Raw genomic sequence first — 20,946 nt, 5'->3', positions numbered from 1 at the left:
GACGCTACCCTCCCATTTTTAGACAATATCCAGGCGTTGCCTGACGTTCGATCCACGCGATCATACGTCCGGCAATATCGACGTGAGTGGTGGTTTCAATCCCTTCCAGCCCCGGCGAGGCGTTAACTTCCATCACCAGCGGACCGCGATGGGCGCGCAGGATATCCACGCCTGCCACGTCCAGACCCAGCGTTTGCGCCGCTTTAATCGCCATCTCCCGCTCCTGATCGCTAAGCGTGGCCGTAGTGGCGACGCCGCCGCGGTGCAGGTTAGAGCGAAAATCGCCCTCCTTCGCCCGCCGTTCAATCGCCGCCACCACCTCATCGCCAACCACCAGGCAGCGGATATCGCACCCTTTTGCCTCAGCGATATATTCTTGCACCAGAATGTGCGCATTGAGGCCCCGGAAGGCGTCAATCACGCTTTCCGCCGCCTGTCGCGTTTCCGCCAGCACCACGCCAATCCCCTGCGTCCCCTCCACTAACTTCACCACCAGCGGCGCGCCGCCGACCATGGCGATCAGATCGCTGGTGTCGTCCGGCGAGTGAGCAATACCGGTGACCGGTAGATCGATTCCCTGACGCGCCAGCAACTGCAGCGAGCGCAGCTTATCGCGGGCGCGGGTAATCGCCACCGACTCGTTTAGCGGATAGCTGCCCAGCAGTTCGAACTGCCGCAGCGCGGCGGTGCCGTAATAGGTGATCGCCGTGCCAATACGCGGAATGACTGCATCAAAATGGGGCAACTGTCGCCCTTTGTAGTGAATCGAGGAGGCAACCGGGCTGACGCTCATATAGCAGGAGAGCGGATCGAGGATCTCGACCTGATGCCCGCGTTTTTGCGCGGCTTCACGCAAGCGGCGGCAAGAATAAAGCGTTCCATCCCGGGATAATATAGCGATTTTCACCCAACACCTCTTAGAAAATAACTGGCGGCCAGCACTCTGCGTTTGCAGGTTGAAGTGTATAGGGAATCAGCGCGTTGCCCAGCCCTGTTTATGCAAATAATCGAGAATAAACGGCCGGCTCTCTTTGATGATGGTGCGGCGGATATGATCGCTCCAGGTATCGCGGCGGGTATTGCTGCCGCGCGTCAGATAATAGTCCGCCAGCTGTTCGTCATACTGCGCCAGCACCTGTTGATCAAGCGGCTGGTAGTGATTCTCATGCACCAGCATCGCAGGCGGAATACGTGGCTTAACCTGCGGGTCGTCAGCAGGCCAGCCAAGGCACAGGCCAAACAGCGGCAACACGTGTTTCGGCAGCTGCAGCAGCTCGGTTACCGCGTCAATGTTATTACGCAGGCCGCCAATATAGACGCCGCCTAATCCCAGGGATTCCGCGGCGATTAAGGCATTCTGCGCCATTAGCGCGGTGTCGACGACGCCCAGCAGCAGCTGTTCAGCCAGTCCCAACTGCGCTTGCGGGCAAATTTGCAGGTGGCGGTTGAAATCGGCGCAGAATACCCAAAACTCCGCTGCCTGCGCCACGTGCTGCTGGCCGCCGGTCAACTCAACCAGCTGCTCACGCATCTGCGGGTCGGTAATGCGAATAATCGAGGTACATTGTAAAAAGCTGGAGCTGGAAGCCCCTTGCGCCCCGGCAATGATCGCCTCACGCTGTTGGTCGCTAATCGGCGCGTCGGTAAAATGGCGGATGGAACGGTGGTTACGCAGCAGATCAATGGTCGGCGTCATGGTGTTTTTCTCGTTCGGACGGGGTAGAAGATGAGGTCTTATTATCGGTCAACTGCGGCGCGACAATTTTCGCTATTCGCCACATTAAGGCTATCGCCGCCGGGATCATCAGCAGGATCCCGGCAAAGATCATGATGAGCGCCGCCGTCGGGCTGGCAAATGGCGCAGGCAGCTGAACATACTGGTTTAATGACAGCCAGGCCAACGTCAGCAGCGCCATGCCGACGAGCTCAACAATCAGAATACTTTTGGGTAATGCGGCAGGCGATCGCATAACGCTCCTCAATATACTCATGCCGCGCACAGCGCATCGCTGGCGCATCTGTATAGGGTCTTGCAGCAGATGATATTGATCAAGCATAACCCGCAACCATCGCTATAAAAGGTAAAACCTTCTTCCCCTTGCTAACGGAACGCGGCATCATAGCCACATTCGCCATCCGGCTGAGATTTAAGGAGAGAAGCATGTTTACCGTTATTTTTGGTCGCCCAGGTTGCCCGTACTGCGTTCGCGCTAAAGAACTGGCTGAGAAACTGAGCACCGAGCGCGATGACTTCAGCTATCGCTACATTGATATCCACGCGGAAGGCATCAGCAAAGCCGATCTGGAAAAAACCGTCGGTAAGCCGGTAGAAACCGTACCGCAGATTTTCGTCGATCAGAAACACATCGGCGGCTGCACGGATTTCGAAGCCTGGGCGAAGGAAAATCTCGGCCTGTTTGCCTGAGAGACTTCACTCTTCCGTTGAGTGCCTGCGTCTGGCGTCCAGCCAGACGCAAATAAATAAAAAGCATAGCGCCCCGAGCGCGCACCAGAAGACCGCGCTAAAAAGCCACGCCAGTTCCTGCCAAAACGATCGATGAGTAATAAAGAACATCCGCATCACCACCAGACAAACCGGTGCCGCCAGCATGGCGCCAATCAGCGGACGTATGACGCGCCTTCCGGGGGATAAACAGCTCGCCACGGCGCCAGGTAGCACAAAGAACAGCAGTCCAAGCTCGGGGTTGCCCGTTTGCCGAAAAGCCCCTTTCATATGCAGCAACAGCGATAAACAGACCACAATAAACAGAAAGAACCCACAAATTATACCGGCCCACGCGCGCTCAGATTTCACGACATCCTCCTGATTTCGCCTCTAACTATCTTTCACTTCATCCAGTCAGAAATAGCATTCTGGCAGTCCATGCTTATAACGCTCCCGTCAGAGTAAAACGATTGTGACTAGCCGCAGCAACCAGGAAAGATTAAACTAGCGGCACTGTTTTATCGGTATTAACGGGATGCCAGAATAACGTTCGGCATAGTGCGAACGCTTGAGCAACCTTAGACCAAAAAACCATTTCCTTCAACAACTTACTAGTAAACGAGAAGTTGGCTTTCGTGAATATAAACGTCGCAGATTTGTTAAACGGGAATTACATCCTGTTATTGTTTGTTGTACTCGCACTGGGTCTTTGCCTGGGGAAACTTCGCCTCGGGTCAGTACAACTTGGTAATTCCATTGGCGTTTTAGTCGTTTCTTTATTATTAGGTCAGCAGCACTTCGCCATTAACACAGATGCGCTAAATCTTGGCTTTATGCTGTTTATTTTCTGCGTCGGCGTCGAAGCGGGCCCCAACTTTTTTTCGATTTTTTTCCGCGACGGCAAAAACTATCTAATGCTGGCGCTGGTGATGGTGGCCAGCGCGATGTTAATCGCTATGGGGCTGGGCAAATTGTTTGGCTGGGACATCGGCCTGACCGCCGGGATGCTGGCGGGCGCTATGACCTCCACCCCGGTGCTGGTGGGCGCTGGCGATACCCTACGCCACTTTGGCCTGCCCAGCGATCAGCTGGCGCAGTCGCTTGACCACCTGAGCCTGGGTTACGCCCTGACTTACCTGGTTGGCCTGGTGAGCCTGATCGTCGGCGCGCGCTATATGCCGAAGCTGCAGCATCAGGATCTGCAGACCAGCGCCCAGCAGATCGCCCGCGAGCGCGGTCTGGATACCGACTCCAAGCGTAAAGTCTATCTGCCGGTTATCCGCGCCTACCGCGTCGGCCCGGAATTGGTCGCGTGGGCGGACGGCAAAAATCTTCGTGAGCTGGGAATTTACCGCCAGACCGGCTGCTATATCGAGCGTATTCGTCGTAACGGTATCCTGGCGAACCCGGATGGCGACGCGGTACTGCAGATGGGCGACGATATCGCGCTGGTTGGCTACCCGGACGCCCATGCCCGCCTCGACCCAAGCTTCCGTAACGGTAAAGAGGTGTTTGACCGCGACCTGCTCGATATGCGTATCGTCACCGAAGAGATTGTGGTTAAGAATCATAACGCCGTCGGCCGCCGCCTGGCGCAGCTGAAGCTGACCGATCACGGCTGTTTCTTAAACCGGGTGATCCGCAGCCAGATTGAGATGCCAATCGACGATAACGTGGTGCTCAATAAAGGCGACGTGCTGCAGGTGAGCGGCGACGCCCGCCGCGTAAAAACCGTCGCTGACCGCATCGGCTTTATTTCGATTCACAGCCAGGTGACCGATCTGCTGGCTTTCTGCGCCTTCTTTATCGTCGGCCTGATGATCGGCATGATCACTTTCCAGTTCAGCTCGTTCAGCTTCGGCATCGGTAACGCCGCCGGCCTGCTGTTCGCCGGCATTATGCTTGGCTTCCTGCGCGCCAACCATCCGACCTTCGGCTATATCCCGCAGGGCGCATTGAACATGGTTAAGGAGTTCGGTCTGATGGTGTTTATGGCCGGGGTCGGCCTGAGCGCCGGCGCGGGTATTAATAACGGTCTGGGCGCCATTGGCGGGCAAATGCTGGCTGCCGGTCTTATCGTCAGCCTGGTGCCGGTGGTGATCTGCTTCCTGTTCGGCGCCTATGTGCTACGCATGAACCGCGCGATGCTGTTCGGCGCGATGATGGGCGCGCGCACCTGCGCCCCGGCGATGGAAATTATCAGCGATACCGCGCGCAGCAACATTCCCGCACTCGGCTATGCTGGCACTTACGCTATTGCCAACGTGCTGCTCACCCTTGCCGGTACGCTAATCGTCATCATCTGGCCGGGCCTTGGCTAGTCCCGGCCGAAAATTTTTAACTTTTTCGCAAAAAAATCGGTGATGAACAGAACTTTTTCCCAGGACGTCAGTCATAACTAGTGCCACTGCTTTTCTTTGATGTCCCCATTTTGTGGAGCCCATCAACCCCGCCGTTTAGGTTCAAGGTTGATGGGTTTTTTGTTGCCTGAAATTCAGCTTCCTTAGAATCAACCTCTTAGCAGACAACTCGTTTCTGCATGCAATGCCCCTCCCGTGAAAACCGCCCCCGTCTTAACAGCAGTCTCTGGTCTTGCTTTCTCCTCGCAGAAAAGCGCTTCCTCAACGTCCGATAGTTACTGCTATTGAATTGACGTACTTAACCTGCTATGTAAAACGTAGTGTTGATACTTTACTTCTACTGATAAGGAATTCAGATGTTAACGCAAAGTCTTATTAATATATTCAGCAAAGAAATGATAGGGACAGTTATCACCGCCCTGCCCATCATAAAAGCCATCTTAAATTACTTAAACAAACCTTTAGATGACATCGATGATATATATAAAAAAGCCAAATTAAGCACATGGCGAATTCGATTTTTCATGATCAAAATATCGACAAAAGAGATACCCAGGCTGACTCGCGCAAATGTGATATTGTTTTCCATCGTCTTATTATTTCTTTTTGGCAGCTTAGCAACCAGTTCATATTATGGCGTAAAGCTATTACAAGTACGTCCGGGCTGGACATCTTTAATTCTTAAAGAAACGGATGAATGGTTTTTAATCTCGGAAAAAGAAGCATCAGAACACGCATTCCATCCCTCATGGCATCTCACAGAAAAAAGCTGTCTCTCTGGCGAGGCCACGCAACTGGCAAATGACAAAATAATAACACCACAACTAGGGAGATTTATTTGTGAATCCTTCACCAATACAGATGACAAAGAGAACATAATGAAATCCATTAAAGATACCACTCACAATAAACCTGTCATCACCTTTCTCATCTCGATCATTACCGTTGGCTGCATATGGTTCATAACCAGCTTAATATTGACGTTAATATATACTCTCAGACTTAAAAAATTCATTATCCGGGAGCATGAAAAAGCCTATGACTATCTAACATAGCACTCCAGACTTTAGCTTAGGGGGTGAGAACTCTGTTACATTTGTCATTTGCACGACGTATATTATCAGTTCCGGTAATATTGTTACTGGAACTGCAGAGCCTATCATCCTGTGATAATTATTGATATTATTGTCCGCAACGATTAAGAGGTGTTTCGGTTGAAGGTAAAAACATGATTGATGTACAGCAGGAACAAACACTTCAGAAGCACGGTTTTACCAGCAAAGAGATCAATATGCTGCGAAAAGGACTTGAGAGTCCACAACGTAAAGATCAAAGCCTGCAGGTCTTGTTGGTGGAGCTAAGGCGTCGTTTTTACATGTCCTGTATCATCATCATTGCCCTGCTTATCTTTTGTAGCTACGCGGTGCTGACTAATGATACCGGTTATGGTCTGGCTTACTTTGCTGTGACTGCAGTTTGCTGCGCCTTTGCACTAATAGCTACACCTTATCCGCTTTCATGGAAAGCGATAACATTCTTAAGAAAGAAACTCTACCCAAATTAATTTAACAAGCAATTTTTTCATCAGTACGATACGTTCTCCCTATGTTGTATAACTGATATGTCCTCAACATGCCACTTAAATATCCCCTCTTAAATAATCCGCGATAAAGCTTATCAAGCACACCAGCGAAAAACAGATGGCGAAACCACCCAGCTTGAATAACCAGCCATCCAGAGCAATAAAACAAACCACAGCGGCGATAGAGAAGCTGCCCGTTCCGACAGCTTCAAACATATTGATTGCATGAATGCAGATCTTTTTACAAACATAGCTTGAAGAGAATCTTTTTGGTTTCATTGGCTCTTTCTTATCCCTGCATCAGGTAACCCAAGGCTAATCAAAAGCGCGTCTATTGGCCAGTAATAATTAAAGCATTCCCTTATTAAATCAAAAAGTTAAACAAACACCTAATAAAGAAAATCAATCCCTAAACGTAACTCCCCCCTACTTGCGCGGTCTATTTTTTCACCCATACTTTGCTGATCCACTCCCACATAAGGCGCTCTTCATGTTGCTTAAAGATAAGACCGTGGTGATTTTCGGCGGCAGCGGCGCGATTGGCCGCGCGGCGGCGCTCGCCATGGCGAAAGAAGGCGCGCGGATCTTTCTGGCCGCCCGGCAGACGGATAAGCTGGAAAAGGCGGCGGCTGAGATTCGCGCCGCAGGCGGGAGCGTCGAGCCCCTGCAACTGGATGTGCTGGATGGCGGGCAAACCACCGCGCAGGTGGCCAACCTGGCCGGGCGAACCGGCGGGATTGATATCGTAGTCAATGCCACCGGCTTTCTTCACAATCAGGGGAAAACGCTGGCACAATTATCCCTTGCCGATTATCACCAGGGTTTTGTCCCCTTTCTCGATGCCCAATTTATTATTGCTAAGGCAGTGGCGCCGTGGATGGGTGGCGAACGCGAGGGCGTCATTATTACCACTATCCCTCCTTCCGCGGCGATGGCCATCCCTGGACACCTCGGCCATATCGTCGGCTGCGCCGCAATGGAAGCCTTTATCAACGCATTGGCCAGCGAACTGGGGGAGAAAAATATCCGCGTGCTCGGCGTACGGTCACACGCGATAGCGGATGCGGCGCTGGCGGGTTCTTATACTGCCGAGGTATTTGCGCCTAAAGCACAGGCGCTGGGCTTGAGCGTCGAACAGTGGCTGGGTGGTGCGGCGCACGGCACGATGCTGCAGCGGTTACCAACGCTCGCGCAGATAGCCGGGGTCATCACCTTTCTCGCCTCACCATCGGCGGCGGCGATGACCGCCACGGTGGTTAACGTCACTGCGGGGGCGACACTTAGCTAGCGCTATTCTCCCCCGCCAGCCGCCCGACCATCAGGCGAATCGCCGCTTTCGACAGCGGCGCGCTATCGGTGACGAAGTGCAGCGTCATCCCCTCGATAAACGCATCCAGCCCGCGCGCCGTCGCCGGTTCGAACCACTGCTCCAGCGTCTGCTGACTGCGCAGCATCCAGCTCTGCATGACCGTTTTCAGCGCTGGTCGGCTGCTGCAAAACGCGTACAGCTGGTACATTAACTCCATATTGCGCGCGGTGGTCACCTGGGCGCTGAAGATAAGCTCGGCGATAGCGTCGCAGGCCTGTTGGCGGCTGCCGACGCCGTCGAAAAATTGCTGATACTGCGCCGACATTTCGACGGTGAAGTTACGAAACGCCTCCTCAATCAGCGCCTCAATACCGCTAAAATAATAGGTCAGCGAGCCCAGCGGTACCCCGGCGCAGCTGGCGATTTTACGGTGCGTTACCGCATGAATTCCGTGCGCGGCGATGGTATCCAGCGTCGCCTGCAGGATGCGCTCGCGCCGCTGCGGATCGTTTGGTCTGCGGGTCATCGGTGTGTTTTTCCCCTCTGTGCGCTATGCAAATCAAGCGATAGCGGAATGTGTACAAATGTACACAACCTTGCTACTGTTGTCTGCAACTCTTCTTTCTCGGGCGTTTATGGATGACGGCGCAAACTTCTCGCAAAGCCCTCCAGCTTCGGCTGTGGGCGCTATTTATGTTCTTTTTTATCCCCGGCTTATTGATGGCCTCCTGGGCCACCCGTACGCCCGCGATTCGCGATTTACTAACCCTCTCCACTGCTGAAATGGGAATGGTGCTATTTGGCCTGTCGATTGGTTCGATGAGCGGTATTCTCTGTTCAGCATGGCTGGTGAAGCGCTTCGGTACCCGTAAAGTCATCCGCACAACTATGTTGTGCGCCGTGGCGGGCATGCTGGTGTTAAGCCTGGCGCTGTGGCTCGCCTCCGCGCCGCTGTTCGCCTTTGGGCTGGCTATCTTTGGCGCCAGCTTCGGCTCGGCGGAAGTGGCGATTAACGTCGAAGGCGCCGCCGTTGAACGGGAAATGAATAAAACCGTGCTGCCGATGATGCACGGTTTTTACAGTTTCGGCACCCTCGTGGGCGCCGGCATCGGTATGGCGGTGACCGGTTTTGGCCTGCCCGCCGCGCCGCATATTCTGATCGCTGCGCTGGTGGCGATTGCCCCTATCCTTATCGCCATTCGCGCCATCCCTGATGGTACCGGCAAAAACGCCGCCGAATCCGCCCATAGCGAGGCCAAAGGCCTACCGGTCTGGCGCGACGTGCAGCTATTGCTGATCGGCGTGATCGTGCTGGCGATGGCCTTTGCCGAAGGTTCCGCCAACGACTGGCTGCCGCTGCTGATGGTCGACGGCCATGGCTTTAGCCCCACTTCCGGTTCGCTGATTTACGCCGGTTTCACCCTCGGCATGACCCTCGGCCGCTTCACCGGCGGCTGGTTTATCGACCGCTACAGTCGCGTCACCGTCGTACGCGCCAGCGCGGTAATGGGCGCGCTGGGTATCGGGTTGATTATTTTTGTCGACAGCACCTGGGTTGCAGGGGTATCTGTACTGCTGTGGGGGCTCGGCGCGTCGCTCGGTTTCCCGCTTACCATTTCCGCCGCCAGCGATACCGGCCCGGATGCGCCGAAACGCGTGAGCGTCGTGGCGATTACCGGCTATCTGGCTTTCCTCGTCGGGCCGCCGCTGCTGGGCTTCCTTGGCGAACATTTTGGCCTGCGTAGCGCCATGATGGTAGTACTGGGTCTGGTCATGGTGGCGGCGCTGGTAGCCCGCGCGGTAGCCAAACCGCAGCCTGAACCTGTGATGGAGAATAGCTAATGAGCATCAAACTGATTGCGGTAGACATGGACGGCACCTTTTTAAGCGATGCCAAGACCTATAATCGCCCACGTTTTCTGGCGCAGTATCAGCGCATGCGCGAACAGGGCATTCGCTTCGTGGTCGCCAGCGGCAACCAGTATTACCAGCTGATATCGTTCTTCCCCGAGCTGGTCGATGAAATCGCCTTCGTCGCCGAAAACGGCGGTTGGGTGGTGAGCGGTAAAGAGGATATCTTTAACTGCCAGCTGCCGACGACGCATTTCAACGCCGTCGTCGACCACCTGCAAACGCTGCCGCATATCGAAATTATCGCCTGCGGCAAACGCAGCGCCTATACGCTCAATAGCTATAACGACGAGCTAAAAGCGGTGGCGGCGAAGTACTATCACCGTCTCGAACTGGTGGATGATTTTAACCATCTCGATGACGCGATCCTCAAATTCGGCCTGAACGTGCCGGATCATCTGATCCCGGAAATTCAGCCGAAGCTACACGCGGCGCTGGGCGATATGGTTACCGCCGTCGCCACCGGCTACGGCAGTATCGATTTAATCATCCCTGGCGTGCATAAAGCCAACGGCCTGCGCATTTTGCAGGAGCGCTGGGGCATTGATAACCATGAGGTGGTGGCCTTCGGCGATAGCGGCAATGATATTGAAATGCTGCAGCATGCCGGTTTTGGTTTCGCCATGGCGAATGCCAAAGCGGAGGTCAAAGCCGTCGCCAGTCATCATGCCCCGCATAATAACGAAGAAGGCGTATTGCATATTATTGATAAGGTATTGAATCGCGAAGCGCCGTTCGCCTGATGAGAACCCGGGTGCCTTTAGGCATCCGGGTTTACTACGTATCACGCCTGCTGCGAACTGCCGACGCTTTTATCTTTCAGGAAGTAAATAATCAGCCCCAGCCATAGCACCCCGCCCAGCAGGTTAAACAGGCTGAACAGGCCGTTACCGCCAAGCTCATAAGCATGCTTGCTAAGCTCTATGCCCACGGTAAAGATCAGCATCTGCAGCATACCCATCGCCGCCGAAACCGTCCCTTTACTCATTTCGCTGGCGAACAACGTTAAGCGCACCAGCCCGGCGTTAGCCAAGCCAATCCCGAAAGCGTAGAAGCTTAAACCAGCGGTCATCCACAGATAAGCATGGGACGAGACCACCGTGGCCGCCGCCGACAGGAGCAGGCCAAACATAATCGGCCAGCCGCCCATAATAATCAGCGAACGTACCGAGCGGCGCGAGGTCAGACGCGCCAGCACCAGGTTGCCGGCGATCAGCGCGCCGAAAATCGGCACCTGCAGCATGCCGTACTCATAGCTGGTGGCCTGCTCGCCGCTGATGATAATCACCGGCGATTGCGCAATCCACGCCAGCAGCGGCAGGCTAACAAAACCGGTCGCCAGCGCGCCGGCGACAAAGCGCAGGTTTTTCAACACCAGACGATAGTCGCGGCCCAGCTCTTTTACCGACAGTCTTTCCCCCATCCGCGTCGCCGTTTCCGGCATCGCCCGCTGCAGCCCCACAAAGGAGATGGCCGCCAGCACGGCAAACAGCACGAACATCATCTCCCACGGCAGCATATGCACCCAGGCAGCGCCGACCAGCGGCCCGAGCAGCGGCGCAATCAGCGCGACGTTAGCCATCAGGGCGGTAATTTTGATACACACCGCCTCCTCAAACGACTCCTGGATAGCCGCATAGCCCACCGCGCCGATAAAGCACAGGCTGATGCCCTGCAGGAAACGCAGCAGGGTAAATTGCTCAATGGTTTGCGCCAGCAGCGTCGCCAGACAGGTGACGATAAACCACACTACCCCGGTCAGCATCACCGGACGGCGGCCAATACGATCCGACAGCGGCCCCAGCAGCCACTGCAAAAACATCCCCCCCGCCAGATAGGCGGTCATAGAGGTGGGGACCCACTCATTGCCGACCTGAAACTCCTGCACCACCGCGAGCATACCCGGTTGGATCATATCGTTGCCGATATAGGTGGAGAATTCATATAACACAAGGCACAGCGGGAACAGTAACGCCTGACGACCGAGGCGCTTACCTGATAACGAATAATTCTGCATGCAATCTCTTAATTAAAAAAAAAATCGCGCAAAGTTTAATGAAAGTCGACCCGGGGAGATAGTGAATTGTGAGTGACAATGAAAAATATCGCCAGCCCGCGGTCCGGCATGAAACGAATATTTATATTTCGTTTATGTTTCAATGAGATTACAGGCGATATACTCGCTTTGGCGAAATACCGGCAAGGGCATCTCACGGATATATTTCGTAACAAACTGATAATTAAGACAATGCTGCTTTACCCTATCGTTGCCTTTCAATAAGGTGAGCAGCTTATTGCCATCGTAACCAGAGACTGGAAGCATGCTGGAAAATATCAACTACGCGCTGTTTGCCCTGATTAACGCCACCCCGGCCTCCTCGTGGTGGGCGATTGAGGTCGCCACGTTTATTGCCAAAGACTTAATTATCATTGTGCCGCTGCTGGTGGTGGCGCTGTGGCTGTGGGGGCCAAACCAACGTCAGCTGGTATTTAAGGTCATGCTGGCCCTGGCCCTGAGCCTGTCTATTTCGTGGGTTATCGGTCATCTGTTTCCACACGACCGGCCGTTTGTTGACGGCGTCGGCTATAACTTCCTGCATCATGCGGCGGATGACTCGTTCCCAAGCGATCACGGCACCGTCATCTTTACCTTCGCGCTGGCGTTTTTATTCTGGCACCGGGTGTGGTCCGGCGCGCTGCTGCTGGTCATCGCCTCGGCGATTGCATGGTCGCGCGTCTATCTGGGAGTACACTGGCCGCTGGATATGTTGGGCGGGCTGCTGGCCGGCATGTGCGGCTGCCTTGGGGCGCAACTGCTGTGGCAGAGCGGCGGTCATGGTCTCTACCAATGGCTGCAGCGCCTGTATCGTCTCTGCTTCTCGCTGCCGATTCGTAAAGGCTGGGTACGCGGCTAACGTCTGACAGGTGACGAACCCCTCGCCGCCGGGTAAAATCAAGCTGACGCCCTGCCCTTGCAGGGCGATTTTAGCTCAGAGGGTATATGGAAACTCGTCGTGACGAACGCATTAACCAGCTCATTCAGGCACTCAAGCGCAGCGATAAACTTCACCTGAAAGAAGCAGCTTCGCTGCTTGGCGTATCAGAAATGACCATTCGTCGCGATTTAAACGGCCACAGCGGCCCGGTGGTGCTGTTGGGCGGCTACATCGTGCTGGAACCGCGTAGCGCCACGCACTATCTGCTGAGCGATCAGAAAACCCGTCTGGTGGATGAAAAACGCCGCGCCGCGCGCCATGCCGCCGGGCTGCTTGAAGCGCATCAGATGGCCTTTTTTGACTGCGGCACCACGACGCCATGGATCATCGACGCCATCGATAACGAGCTGCCGTTTACCGGCGTGTGTTACTCGTTAAATACCTTTCTCGCCCTGCAGGAAAAACCGCTGTGTCGCGCTATTCTGTGCGGCGGCGAATTCCACGCCAGCAACGCCATCTTTCTGCCGCTCAGCCTGCAGGATACCTTGAGCCATCTCAGCCCGGATATCGCCTACTACTCCGCCGCCGGTATCGACTGCGAGCAAGGCGCGACCTGTTATAACCTGGAAGAGCTGCCGGTGAAACACTGGGCCATGAACAACGCTCGCTACCATGTGCTGGTGGTCGATCACAGTAAGTTTGGCAAAGTGCGGCCGGCGCGGATGGGGGAATTATCGCGTTTTGACGTCATCGCCAGCGACGTTCGCCCGGATGACGATCTGTTGGCGCTGGCGAAAGAAAAGCAAATATCACTGCTGTACTAACCGCGCCCCGTAGGGCGCGGCCTGTCTCTTAAGAGAACCAGCTGCCGAACCAGCCGTGCAGTTTCATCAGCACGAAGTCGACCATGCGGCTGAAGAAGCCGCCCTCTTTCACGTCTTCCATGACGATCAGCGGTCGCTGTTCGATAGTTTTGTCATTGAGTTTAAAGTCGATGGTGCCCACCACCTGCCCTTTCGCCAACGGCGCGGTGAGCTGCGGCTCAGTCAGGTTGTAGCTGGCTTTCAGGTTTTTCAATTGCCCGCGTGGAATGGTCACCGATCCGGCTTCGCCGGCGCCCAGTTTGACTTCATTACTGTCGCCGAACCACACGCGCTGGGAAATAAAGGTGGCATCCGGTTTGATTGGCGTGACGGTTTCATAGAAACGGAAGCCCCAGGTCAGCAGTTTTTCGGACTCGTTAAAACGAATACGGTCGGTTTTAGTGCCCAGCACTACCGCGATAAGGCGCATATCGCCCTGGGTCGCGGAAGAGACCAGGTTGTAGCCCGCGCCGGCGGTGGTGCCGGTTTTAACGCCATCGGCATTGAGGTTGGTGCTCCACAGCAGACGGTTGCGGTTTGGCTGACGGATTTTATTGAAGGTGAACTCTTTCTCTTTGTGTACCGCGTACTCTTCCGGCACATCATGGATCATCGCTTTAGTCAGCAGCGCCATATCGCGCGCGGTACTGAACTGCCCCGGCGCGTCCAGGCCGTGGACGGTTTTAAAGGTGGTGTTGGTCAGGCCGATTTTCTGCGCGTAGCCGTTCATCAGATTGACAAACGAATCCTGGCTGCCGGCGACATAGTCGGCGATAGCGATGCTGGCATCGTTGCCGGACTGAATTATCACGCCCTTATTGAGGTCTTCAACCGATACCTGCATGCCTGGCTTCAGGAACATCACCGAGGAGCCGCGCAGCGCCGGGTTACCGGTGGCCCACGCATCGCGGCCGACGGTGACCGTATCGGTCAGTTTGATTTTGCCTGCTTTCAGCGCCTGGCCTACCACGTAGCTGGTCATGATTTTGGTCAGGCTGGCCGGGTCGAGTTTCTCGTCGGCATTGCCTTCACTCAGCACTTTGCCGCTGGCATAGTCCATCAGGATCCAGGCTCGCGCATCAATCGATGGCGCATCAGGAAGTTGATCCGCCGCCTGCACTGCAGGGGCCACGAGAAGTAAAAGCGCGCAGCCTGCCGCGAGGCCGCGAAGGGAAAAAGCATCATGCGTCATAAGAGCCACCCAAGTATCCTTTCCAAACAAAATATGCCGCAACACTCTTGCCGCACAGCACAAGGCGGTGAGTAAAGCGTACAAATGACCTTAAAGAAACAGCGAGTTGGTAAAGTTTTTAAAGTTTACGCAATAACGACGCTGCCTGCTGAAAACAAGGCAATTTTTTTGATCGTGATTGCCTTAATATTAACTTTATTCCAACATGATTGCTCACCATGTTGCAACGGCGATTAAATAACATGCAGGAGCGGATATGATTACGTTATGGGGCAGAAATAACTCGACCAACGTGAAGAAAGTACGCTGGGTGCTGGCTGAGCTGGATCTTCCTTATCAGCAGATTCTGGCGGGGCTGGAGTATGGTCTCAATCACGACCCGGAGTATCTGGCGATGAACCCGAACGGCCTGGTGCCGCTACTCAAAGACGATGCCAATGGGCTGGTGCTGTGGGAATCCAACGCCATTATTCGTTATCTTGCCGCGCAGTACGGGCAAAACCGTCTGTGGGTGGAGTCGCCTGTGCAGCGCGCGCAGGGTGAAAAATGGATGGACTGGGCCAACGCTACGCTGTCCCCGGCGCACCGTCCGGTATTAATGGGGCTGGTCAGAACGCCGCCGGACCAGCGCGATCCGGCGGCCATTGAGGCGGGTATTAACGCCTGTGAAGGGCTGTTCGCCATGCTCGACGATGAACTGGCGAAGCATGCCTGGCTTTCTGGCGATGAGTTCGGCCTTGGCGATGTGGCGGTGGCGCCGTTCGTTTATAACCTGCTTTCCATCCTCGACAGCTGGCAGCCGCGGCCCCATCTGCAGCGCTGGTATCAGCAAATCCAGCAGCGCCAGGCCTTCCGCGACGTCGTCATGATCCCGGTCACCTGAGGTCATTACTCCGGGCTGACCTTGAGCAGTTCACCGTCGGGCTCGTCGGTTAACAGATAAAGATAACCGTCGGGCCCGACGCGCACATCGCGAATGCGTTTGCCGCGATCTTTTAATAGCCGCGTCTCCTCGCTGAGGGTATTGCCGTCCACCGAGAGCACAATCAAGGACTCATCCTTCAGCGCGCCGATAAACAACTTATGTCGCCACTGCGGGAAAGTTGACGCGTTGTAAAACGCCATACCGCTCAACGCCGGGGAGACGGGCCAGACATGCAGCGGCGCCTCGGTATTCGGTGCGCTCTTTCCTTTAGCTTCCGGGATAGGTTGACCGCTATAGTTAATGCCGTGCGTCGCCAGCGGCCAGCCGTAGTTTTTCCCGGCCCGGGGAATATTGATCTCATCGCCGCCGCGCGGGCCATGTTCGTTCAGCCACAGCGTATCGCTCCACGGATTCATCGCCATCCCCTGCGGGTTGCGAATGCCATAAGCCCAAATTTCTGGTCTGATGCCAGTACGGCCGACGAAAGGATTATCTTTGGGGATTTCCCCCTGTTCGGTCAGGCGTACCACTTTTCCCTGCAGCTTATCGAGATCCTGGGCCGTCGGGCGCTGATTATTTTCGCCTAAACCGATAAACAGATGACCTTTGCCATCGAAAACCATCCGCCCGCCGAAATGATTGCCAGTGGAGAGCTTCGGCTGCTGGCGGAAAACGGTTTTAAAATCTTCCAGGTTTTGCAGGTCGGCGCTGAGGCGGCCGTACCCCACCGCCGTCCCCGCTTTGCCGTCATCGCCCGCTTCGGCATAGCTCAGCCATACCCGGCGCGACTGAGCAAAATCCGGCGCCAGAACCACATCCAGCAGGCCGCCCTGGCCGTTGGCCCACACCTTCGGCACGCCGCGAATGGGCGCCGATAATCCTTGATCGAGCTGCCAGCGTTTAAGTTCGCCGCCGCGCAGGGTAATCAGCACGCCTTCATTGTCCGGCAGGAATGCCAGTGACCAGGGGTGGTCGAGGTTATCCTGCAGCACCTCAACGCGCGGCGCGGCCATCGCCGCCATGGGCAGCAGCACAGTCATAAGTGTTATTTTGAGATATCGGCGCATGGCGCACTCCTTTCGTCAGCATTGCTGATAAGGGTAGCCAGCGTGGGCGGTCAGGCAGGGATTTTTACATAAACTTTAACAGGGGGAGTCACCTCCCCCTGGATTCAGGCGTGGGTCATTGGCGCTGAGTTATTCAGAATGTGAATATTCATCGTCAACCCCGACAGACAGCGTTCTAGCTTCTCTACGTTAACGGCAATATAAGCCGGGCAATCATGATGCCCGCTCATCAGGCAAACCGCCGCCGAAGCGACGGATTCGCCGGCAAGGCGGAAGGCTTCCATCTCTTCCGGCGCGATGGCGTGCTGCAAACGCGGCGCGTGTACGCGCAGTTCATGGCATAGCTCAAACAAGTTATCACGCAGATGGTCATTTTCGCTGACTGACATATAGCCTTTCGCTTTACGAAGCTGGAGATAAGCCGCCAAATCGATATTGGCATTAATCAGCTTATTCAAAAGGTTAGTGTAACGTCTGTCAACGCTCATCACGGTCCTCCTCTGTCGTCCATTACCATAATCATAGTATGGTCATTTTTTGCGCGGAATCATGAGCGAGGTCAATAATCACACAGCAATTAACATTATTTACAATGTTACAACCTGGGCGGCCAACAACGCGGCTTAAACGCCTCCGCTGCGCTAACGCTTTTTCATCATTCATCGCCGTCTGGCTATACTCTTTTTCGCAAAGATCTGTAGAATTCCTGCCCTGACCATTCCAATAAATGAACATTTTTTAAGCTATGAGCAATGTCACGCACCAGCCGAAAATCGGCTTCGTCTCCCTGGGCTGCCCGAAAAACCTGGTAGACTCAGAACGTATCCTCACCGAACTGCGTACCGAAGGGTATGATGTGGTTCCCAGCTACGACAACGCCGATATGGTTATCGTCAACACCTGCGGCTTTATCGATAGCGCCGTGCAGGAGTCGCTTGAAGCGATCGGCGAAGCCTTAAAAGAAAACGGCAAAGTGATCGTTACCGGCTGCCTCGGCGCGAAAGAAGATCAAATCCGCGAAGTGCATCCAAAGGTGCTGGAAATTACCGGGCCGCATAGCTACGAGCAGGTGCTGGAGCACGTCCACCACTATGCGCCAAAACCGAAGCACAACCCGTTCCTCAGCCTGGTGCCGGAACAGGGCGTCAAGCTGACGCCGCGTCACTACGCGTACTTAAAAATTTCTGAAGGCTGCAACCATCGCTGCACCTTCTGCATCATCCCGTCAATGCGCGGCGATCTGGTGAGCCGCCCGATTGGCGAAGTGCTGGCGGAAGCCAAACGCCTGGCCGATGCCGGGGTGAAAGAGCTACTGGTGATTTCGCAGGACACCTCCGCCTATGGCGTTGACGTCAAGCACCGCACCGGTTTCCACAACGGTATGCCGGTGAAAACCAGTATGGTCAGCCTGTGTGAAGAGCTTGCGAAGCTCGGCATTTGGGTGCGTCTGCACTACGTCTACCCGTATCCGCACGTTGACGATGTGATCCCGCTGATGGCGGAAGGCAAGATCCTGCCGTATCTCGATATTCCGCTGCAGCACGCCAGCCCGCGCATTCTGAAACTGATGAAGCGCCCGGGTTCAGCAGACCGTCAGCTGGCGCGTATTAAACAGTGGCGCGAGATCTGCCCGGATCTGACCCTGCGTTCCACCTTTATCGTCGGTTTCCCGGGCGAAACGGAAGAAGATTTCCAGATGCTGCTCGATTTCCTGAAAGAAGCGCGTCTGGACCGCGTTGGCTGCTTCAAGTACAGCCCGGTTGAGGGCGCCACCGCCAACGAACTGGCGGATCAGGTCCCGGAAGAGGTGAAAGAGGAGCGCTGGAACCGCTTTATGCAGCTGCAACAGCAGATTTCCGCCGAGCGTCTGCAGGAGAAAGTGGGCCGCGAAATTATGGTACTGGTCGATGAAGTCGATGAAGAAGGCGCGATTGGCCGCAGCATGGCCGATGCCCCGGAAATCGACGGCGCGGTCTATCTGAACGGTGAAACCAACGTTAAACCGGGCGACGTGCTGCGGGTAAAAGTCGAACACGCCGACGAATATGACCTGTGGGGTTCCCGGGTCTAATCCCGCTTCCCGGATAGCGGCTTACGCCTTATCCGGGCTACCTCTTTCCCCATGGCTGCTGAAACTGCCGCCGTTGGTGGCCTCAAAATCGCTGAGACGTTCCCGGAAGGTCGGGGCAGCCCGCATGGATGCGGGCTGAGGGCCGTGTTTTGCAAGGACGCTGCCTCGGCCCGACCCGAAGCCTGCCGGGATAAGTCGAAGGTACCACGAAGTGGCGATTTTGGCGGCCAGAGCCCGGGAGTACAGAGGGCGGCGGCGACTGGCCGCCCTCTGTGCGCTCCCTGCGCCATGAGAGCCATAACGCAGAAGAAATATCGGGAGCGCAATGTTCTCGGAAACAGCACAGGACAACCCTTTGTCCTGGAGCGAAACAGCTGCAAGCCGATAACAGTATCTACCAACTTTGCTACCGTCGTGCTCGTCCCCTACCCCTTTATCTTCGGATCCAGCGCATCGCGCAGGCCGTCGCCCAACAGATTAAACGCCAGCACCGTCAGGAAAATGGCGATCGCCGGGAATAACGCCACATGCGGCGCCATCACCATATCCGCGCGCGCTTCGTTCAGCATCGCCCCCCACTCCGGCGTCGGCGGCTGGGCGCCAAGGCCGAGGAACGACAGGCTGGCGGCGGAGATAATCGACACGCCGATGCGCATGGTAAAATAAACCACTATCGACGATACCGTACCGGGCAAAATATGGTTGAACAGAATGGTCGTATCGCTGGCGCCGATACTGCGCGCCGACTCAATAAACGTCTGCTGCTTCAGCACCAACGTATTGCCGCGCACCAAGCGGGCGAACGCCGGAATTGAGAATATCGCCACCGCGATAATCACGTTGGCCATCCCGCTGCCCATCACCGCCACTACCGCAATCGCCAGCAGAATGCCGGGGAAGGCAAACAGCACGTCGCAGATACGCATGGTGATGCGGTCCCACCAGCCTTCGTAGTAACCGGCCAGCAGGCCGAGCACGGTGCCAATTAGCGCGCCAATTAGTACCGCCAGAACCCCTGCGGCCAGCGAAATTTGCGCGCCGACCAGCACACGGCTGAAGATATCGCGCCCCAGCGAATCAACGCCGAACCAATGCACCATTGACGGCCCTTCATTGAGCCGGTCGTAATCAAAATAGTTTTCCGCGTCATACGGCGCTATCCACGGCGCGATAATCGCGACGATAATCAGCAGCAGCACAAATAGGCCCGCCGCCATCGCCACCGGCTGGCGACGAAAACGCCGCCAGAATTCATGCCACGGCGTGCGGATCTGCCCGGGCTTAACGCCCGGCATGGCGTTGATAACCGCTTCCCTTCTCCAGTTGAGCAATCGCACCTTACTTGTACCTGATAGCCGGGTTAATGGCGGCATACAACACGTCCACCACTAAGTTGATAAGAATGAACTCCAGCGAAAACAGCAGCACTTCCGCCTGGATCACCGGGTAGTCGCGCATCTCCACGGAATCGACCAGCAACCGGCCAAGCCCCGGCCAGTTGAAGACCTTCTCCACCACAATGGAGCCGCCGAGCAGAAAACCGAACTGCAGACCCATCATGGTCACTACCGGGATCATCGCGTTGCGCAGACCATGCTTCAACACCACCAGCGTTTCGCTCACCCCTTTAGCCCGCGCGGTACGCATGTAATCCTCATGCAGCACGTCGACGAACGACGCGCGGGTGAAGCGCGCCATCACCGATGCCACCGCGGCGCCAAGGGTCAACGACGGCAGAATATAGTGCCGCCAGCTGTCGGCGCCGACCGTCGGCAGCCAGCCCAGCTCGACGGAAAAAACCTGCATCAGCAGCATGCCGAGGGCGAACGCCGGGAAGGAGATACCGGTTACCGCCAGCGCCATCCCCAACCGATCCGGCCAGCGATTGCGCCACACCGCCGCGGCGATGCCCGCCGCCATGCCGAACAGCACCGCCCAGCTCATACTGGCAAGCGTTAACCATAGCGTCGGCATAAAGCGGCTGGCGATTTCGCTGGTCACCGGGCGGCGCGAAGCCATCGAGATACCGAAATCACCCTGCAATACATTGGTGATGTAGTGCCAGAACTGCACGTGCAACGGCTGATCGAGCCCCAGCTGTTGGCGAACCATCGCCACCACCTGCGCATCGGCTTCCGGCCCGGCGATCAGCCGCGCCGGATCGCCCGGCAGCATATGTACAAACAGGAACACCAGAACGGCGACGATAAACAGCGTCGGAATGAGCCCCAGCAGGCGCTTCAGAACGTAATTCAGCATCGCCCCCTCCCATTTCGGCAGAGGG

23 protein-coding genes are annotated in these 20,946 nt (G+C 55.7%); 11 read left to right on the top strand and 12 right to left on the bottom strand.

Annotated elements, in window-relative coordinates; all coding sequences use genetic code 11:
- Window positions 1-4: 4 nt before the first annotated feature.
- The 3 genes from rimK to ABLV07_RS07335 form a co-directional block, all read right to left on the bottom strand.
- The gene (gene rimK / locus ABLV07_RS07345; RefSeq protein WP_015367529.1) at window positions 5-907 is read right to left on the bottom strand and encodes a 30S ribosomal protein S6--L-glutamate ligase; all 903 of its coding nucleotides are present in this window, start codon (window positions 905-907) and stop codon (window positions 5-7) included.
- Between the two features lie 66 nt (window positions 908-973).
- Window positions 974-1,696: a nitroreductase NfsA gene (gene nfsA / locus ABLV07_RS07340; RefSeq protein WP_015704853.1), complete on the bottom strand. Its 723-nt coding sequence runs from the start codon at window positions 1,694-1,696 to the stop codon at window positions 974-976.
- Complete coding sequence (locus ABLV07_RS07335) at window positions 1,680-1,970, bottom strand: YbjC family protein (protein WP_015367531.1); 291 nt, start codon at window positions 1,968-1,970, stop codon at window positions 1,680-1,682. Before ABLV07_RS07335 ends, nfsA begins: the two co-directional genes overlap by 17 nt.
- Before the next feature lie 191 nt (window positions 1,971-2,161).
- Here ABLV07_RS07335 and ABLV07_RS07330 point away from each other — a divergent pair, with 191 nt between their 5' ends.
- Window positions 2,162-2,425 (top strand): GrxA family glutaredoxin, encoded by a 264-nt coding sequence (locus tag ABLV07_RS07330; protein WP_015367533.1) that lies wholly within the window; start codon window positions 2,162-2,164, stop codon window positions 2,423-2,425.
- 6 nt (window positions 2,426-2,431) lie between these two features.
- Here ABLV07_RS07330 and ABLV07_RS07325 read toward each other — a convergent pair whose 3' ends face one another.
- On the bottom strand, window positions 2,432-2,815 hold the full coding sequence (locus tag ABLV07_RS07325; protein WP_015367534.1) for an inner membrane protein YbjM: 384 nt from the start codon (window positions 2,813-2,815) through the stop codon (window positions 2,432-2,434).
- 266 nt (window positions 2,816-3,081) lie between these two features.
- Here ABLV07_RS07325 and ABLV07_RS07320 point away from each other — a divergent pair, with 266 nt between their 5' ends.
- From ABLV07_RS07320 to ABLV07_RS07310, 3 genes are all read left to right on the top strand, one after another.
- Complete coding sequence (locus ABLV07_RS07320; protein ID WP_015704851.1) at window positions 3,082-4,767, top strand: aspartate:alanine antiporter; 1,686 nt, start codon at window positions 3,082-3,084, stop codon at window positions 4,765-4,767.
- Window positions 4,768-5,162: 395 nt separating this feature from the next.
- Window positions 5,163-5,861: a DUF6216 family protein gene (locus ABLV07_RS07315; RefSeq protein WP_020079283.1), complete on the top strand. Its 699-nt coding sequence runs from the start codon at window positions 5,163-5,165 to the stop codon at window positions 5,859-5,861.
- Between the two features lie 173 nt (window positions 5,862-6,034).
- A complete protein-coding gene (locus tag ABLV07_RS07310) occupies window positions 6,035-6,370 on the top strand; it encodes a hypothetical protein (RefSeq protein ID WP_032714145.1) in 336 nt (111 codons plus the stop codon).
- 75 nt (window positions 6,371-6,445) lie between these two features.
- Here ABLV07_RS07310 and ABLV07_RS07305 read toward each other — a convergent pair whose 3' ends face one another.
- Entirely contained in the window at window positions 6,446-6,667 is a 222-nt protein-coding gene (locus tag ABLV07_RS07305) for a hypothetical protein (RefSeq protein WP_020079285.1), read from the bottom strand.
- Between the two features lie 211 nt (window positions 6,668-6,878).
- Between ABLV07_RS07305 and ABLV07_RS07300 the strand changes: the two genes are divergently transcribed.
- Window positions 6,879-7,676, top strand: coding sequence for an SDR family oxidoreductase (locus tag ABLV07_RS07300; RefSeq protein WP_047076963.1), 798 nt, complete (start codon window positions 6,879-6,881; stop codon window positions 7,674-7,676).
- Here ABLV07_RS07300 and ABLV07_RS07295 read toward each other — a convergent pair.
- On the bottom strand, window positions 7,669-8,223 hold the full coding sequence (locus ABLV07_RS07295; protein WP_015704847.1) for a TetR family transcriptional regulator: 555 nt from the start codon (window positions 8,221-8,223) through the stop codon (window positions 7,669-7,671). The genes ABLV07_RS07300 and ABLV07_RS07295 overlap by 8 nt on opposite strands.
- A 113-nt stretch (window positions 8,224-8,336) precedes the next feature.
- Between ABLV07_RS07295 and ABLV07_RS07290 the strand changes: the two genes are divergently transcribed.
- Complete coding sequence (locus ABLV07_RS07290) at window positions 8,337-9,539, top strand: MFS transporter (RefSeq protein ID WP_015367541.1); 1,203 nt, start codon at window positions 8,337-8,339, stop codon at window positions 9,537-9,539.
- The gene (locus ABLV07_RS07285; RefSeq protein WP_015367542.1) at window positions 9,539-10,351 is read left to right on the top strand and encodes a Cof-type HAD-IIB family hydrolase; all 813 of its coding nucleotides are present in this window, start codon (window positions 9,539-9,541) and stop codon (window positions 10,349-10,351) included. The genes ABLV07_RS07290 and ABLV07_RS07285 overlap by 1 nt, the downstream gene beginning before the upstream one ends.
- A gap of 41 nt (window positions 10,352-10,392) precedes the next feature.
- Here the strand turns inward: ABLV07_RS07285 and kdeA are convergent, their stop codons facing one another.
- On the bottom strand, window positions 10,393-11,625 hold the full coding sequence (gene kdeA / locus ABLV07_RS07280; protein ID WP_015704845.1) for a multidrug efflux MFS transporter KdeA: 1,233 nt from the start codon (window positions 11,623-11,625) through the stop codon (window positions 10,393-10,395).
- Between the two features lie 304 nt (window positions 11,626-11,929).
- Between kdeA and ybjG the strand changes: the two genes are divergently transcribed.
- Window positions 11,930-12,523, top strand: coding sequence for an undecaprenyl-diphosphate phosphatase (gene ybjG / locus ABLV07_RS07275; protein WP_045359985.1), 594 nt, complete (start codon window positions 11,930-11,932; stop codon window positions 12,521-12,523).
- Window positions 12,524-12,609: 86 nt separating this feature from the next.
- The gene (gene deoR, locus ABLV07_RS07270) at window positions 12,610-13,368 is read left to right on the top strand and encodes a DNA-binding transcriptional repressor DeoR (RefSeq protein ID WP_015367546.1); all 759 of its coding nucleotides are present in this window, start codon (window positions 12,610-12,612) and stop codon (window positions 13,366-13,368) included.
- Window positions 13,369-13,396: 28 nt separating this feature from the next.
- Here deoR and dacC read toward each other — a convergent pair whose 3' ends face one another.
- Window positions 13,397-14,599 (bottom strand): serine-type D-Ala-D-Ala carboxypeptidase, encoded by a 1,203-nt coding sequence (gene dacC / locus ABLV07_RS07265; RefSeq protein ID WP_032705602.1) that lies wholly within the window; start codon window positions 14,597-14,599, stop codon window positions 13,397-13,399.
- Between the two features lie 256 nt (window positions 14,600-14,855).
- On the opposite strand from dacC, the gene ABLV07_RS07260 reads away from it, so the two are divergent.
- On the top strand, window positions 14,856-15,482 hold the full coding sequence (locus tag ABLV07_RS07260) for a glutathione S-transferase family protein (protein ID WP_045364583.1): 627 nt from the start codon (window positions 14,856-14,858) through the stop codon (window positions 15,480-15,482).
- 5 nt (window positions 15,483-15,487) lie between these two features.
- On the opposite strand, the gene ABLV07_RS07255 is transcribed toward ABLV07_RS07260, so the two are convergent.
- Entirely contained in the window at window positions 15,488-16,591 is a 1,104-nt protein-coding gene (locus ABLV07_RS07255; protein WP_015704840.1) for a PQQ-dependent sugar dehydrogenase, read from the bottom strand.
- A 104-nt stretch (window positions 16,592-16,695) separates the two neighbouring features.
- Window positions 16,696-17,079 carry a biofilm formation regulator BssR gene (gene bssR / locus ABLV07_RS07250; protein ID WP_015367550.1) on the bottom strand — a complete coding sequence of 128 codons (384 nt, stop codon included), beginning with the start codon at window positions 17,077-17,079 and terminating at the stop codon, window positions 16,696-16,698.
- 257 nt (window positions 17,080-17,336) lie between these two features.
- Here bssR and rimO point away from each other — a divergent pair, with 257 nt between their 5' ends.
- Window positions 17,337-18,662, top strand: coding sequence for a 30S ribosomal protein S12 methylthiotransferase RimO (gene rimO, locus ABLV07_RS07245; RefSeq protein ID WP_015704839.1), 1,326 nt, complete (start codon window positions 17,337-17,339; stop codon window positions 18,660-18,662).
- A gap of 425 nt (window positions 18,663-19,087) precedes the next feature.
- Here the strand turns inward: rimO and gsiD are convergent, their stop codons facing one another.
- The gene (gsiD, locus tag ABLV07_RS07240) at window positions 19,088-19,999 is read right to left on the bottom strand and encodes a glutathione ABC transporter permease GsiD (RefSeq protein ID WP_015367553.1); all 912 of its coding nucleotides are present in this window, start codon (window positions 19,997-19,999) and stop codon (window positions 19,088-19,090) included.
- 1 nt (window position 20,000) lies between these two features.
- Window positions 20,001-20,921, bottom strand: coding sequence for a glutathione ABC transporter permease GsiC (gene gsiC / locus ABLV07_RS07235; RefSeq protein ID WP_020079290.1), 921 nt, complete (start codon window positions 20,919-20,921; stop codon window positions 20,001-20,003).
- Window positions 20,922-20,946: the final 25 nt, after the last annotated feature.

Origin of the sequence: Klebsiella sp. CN_Kp097, from assembly GCF_040064495.1 — a bacterium.
In the GTDB taxonomy this organism is placed as follows: Bacteria; Pseudomonadota; Gammaproteobacteria; order Enterobacterales; family Enterobacteriaceae; genus Klebsiella; species Klebsiella aerogenes.
Note: the sequence above shows the minus strand (reverse complement) of the source record. Positions and strands in the feature narration are given on the sequence as shown.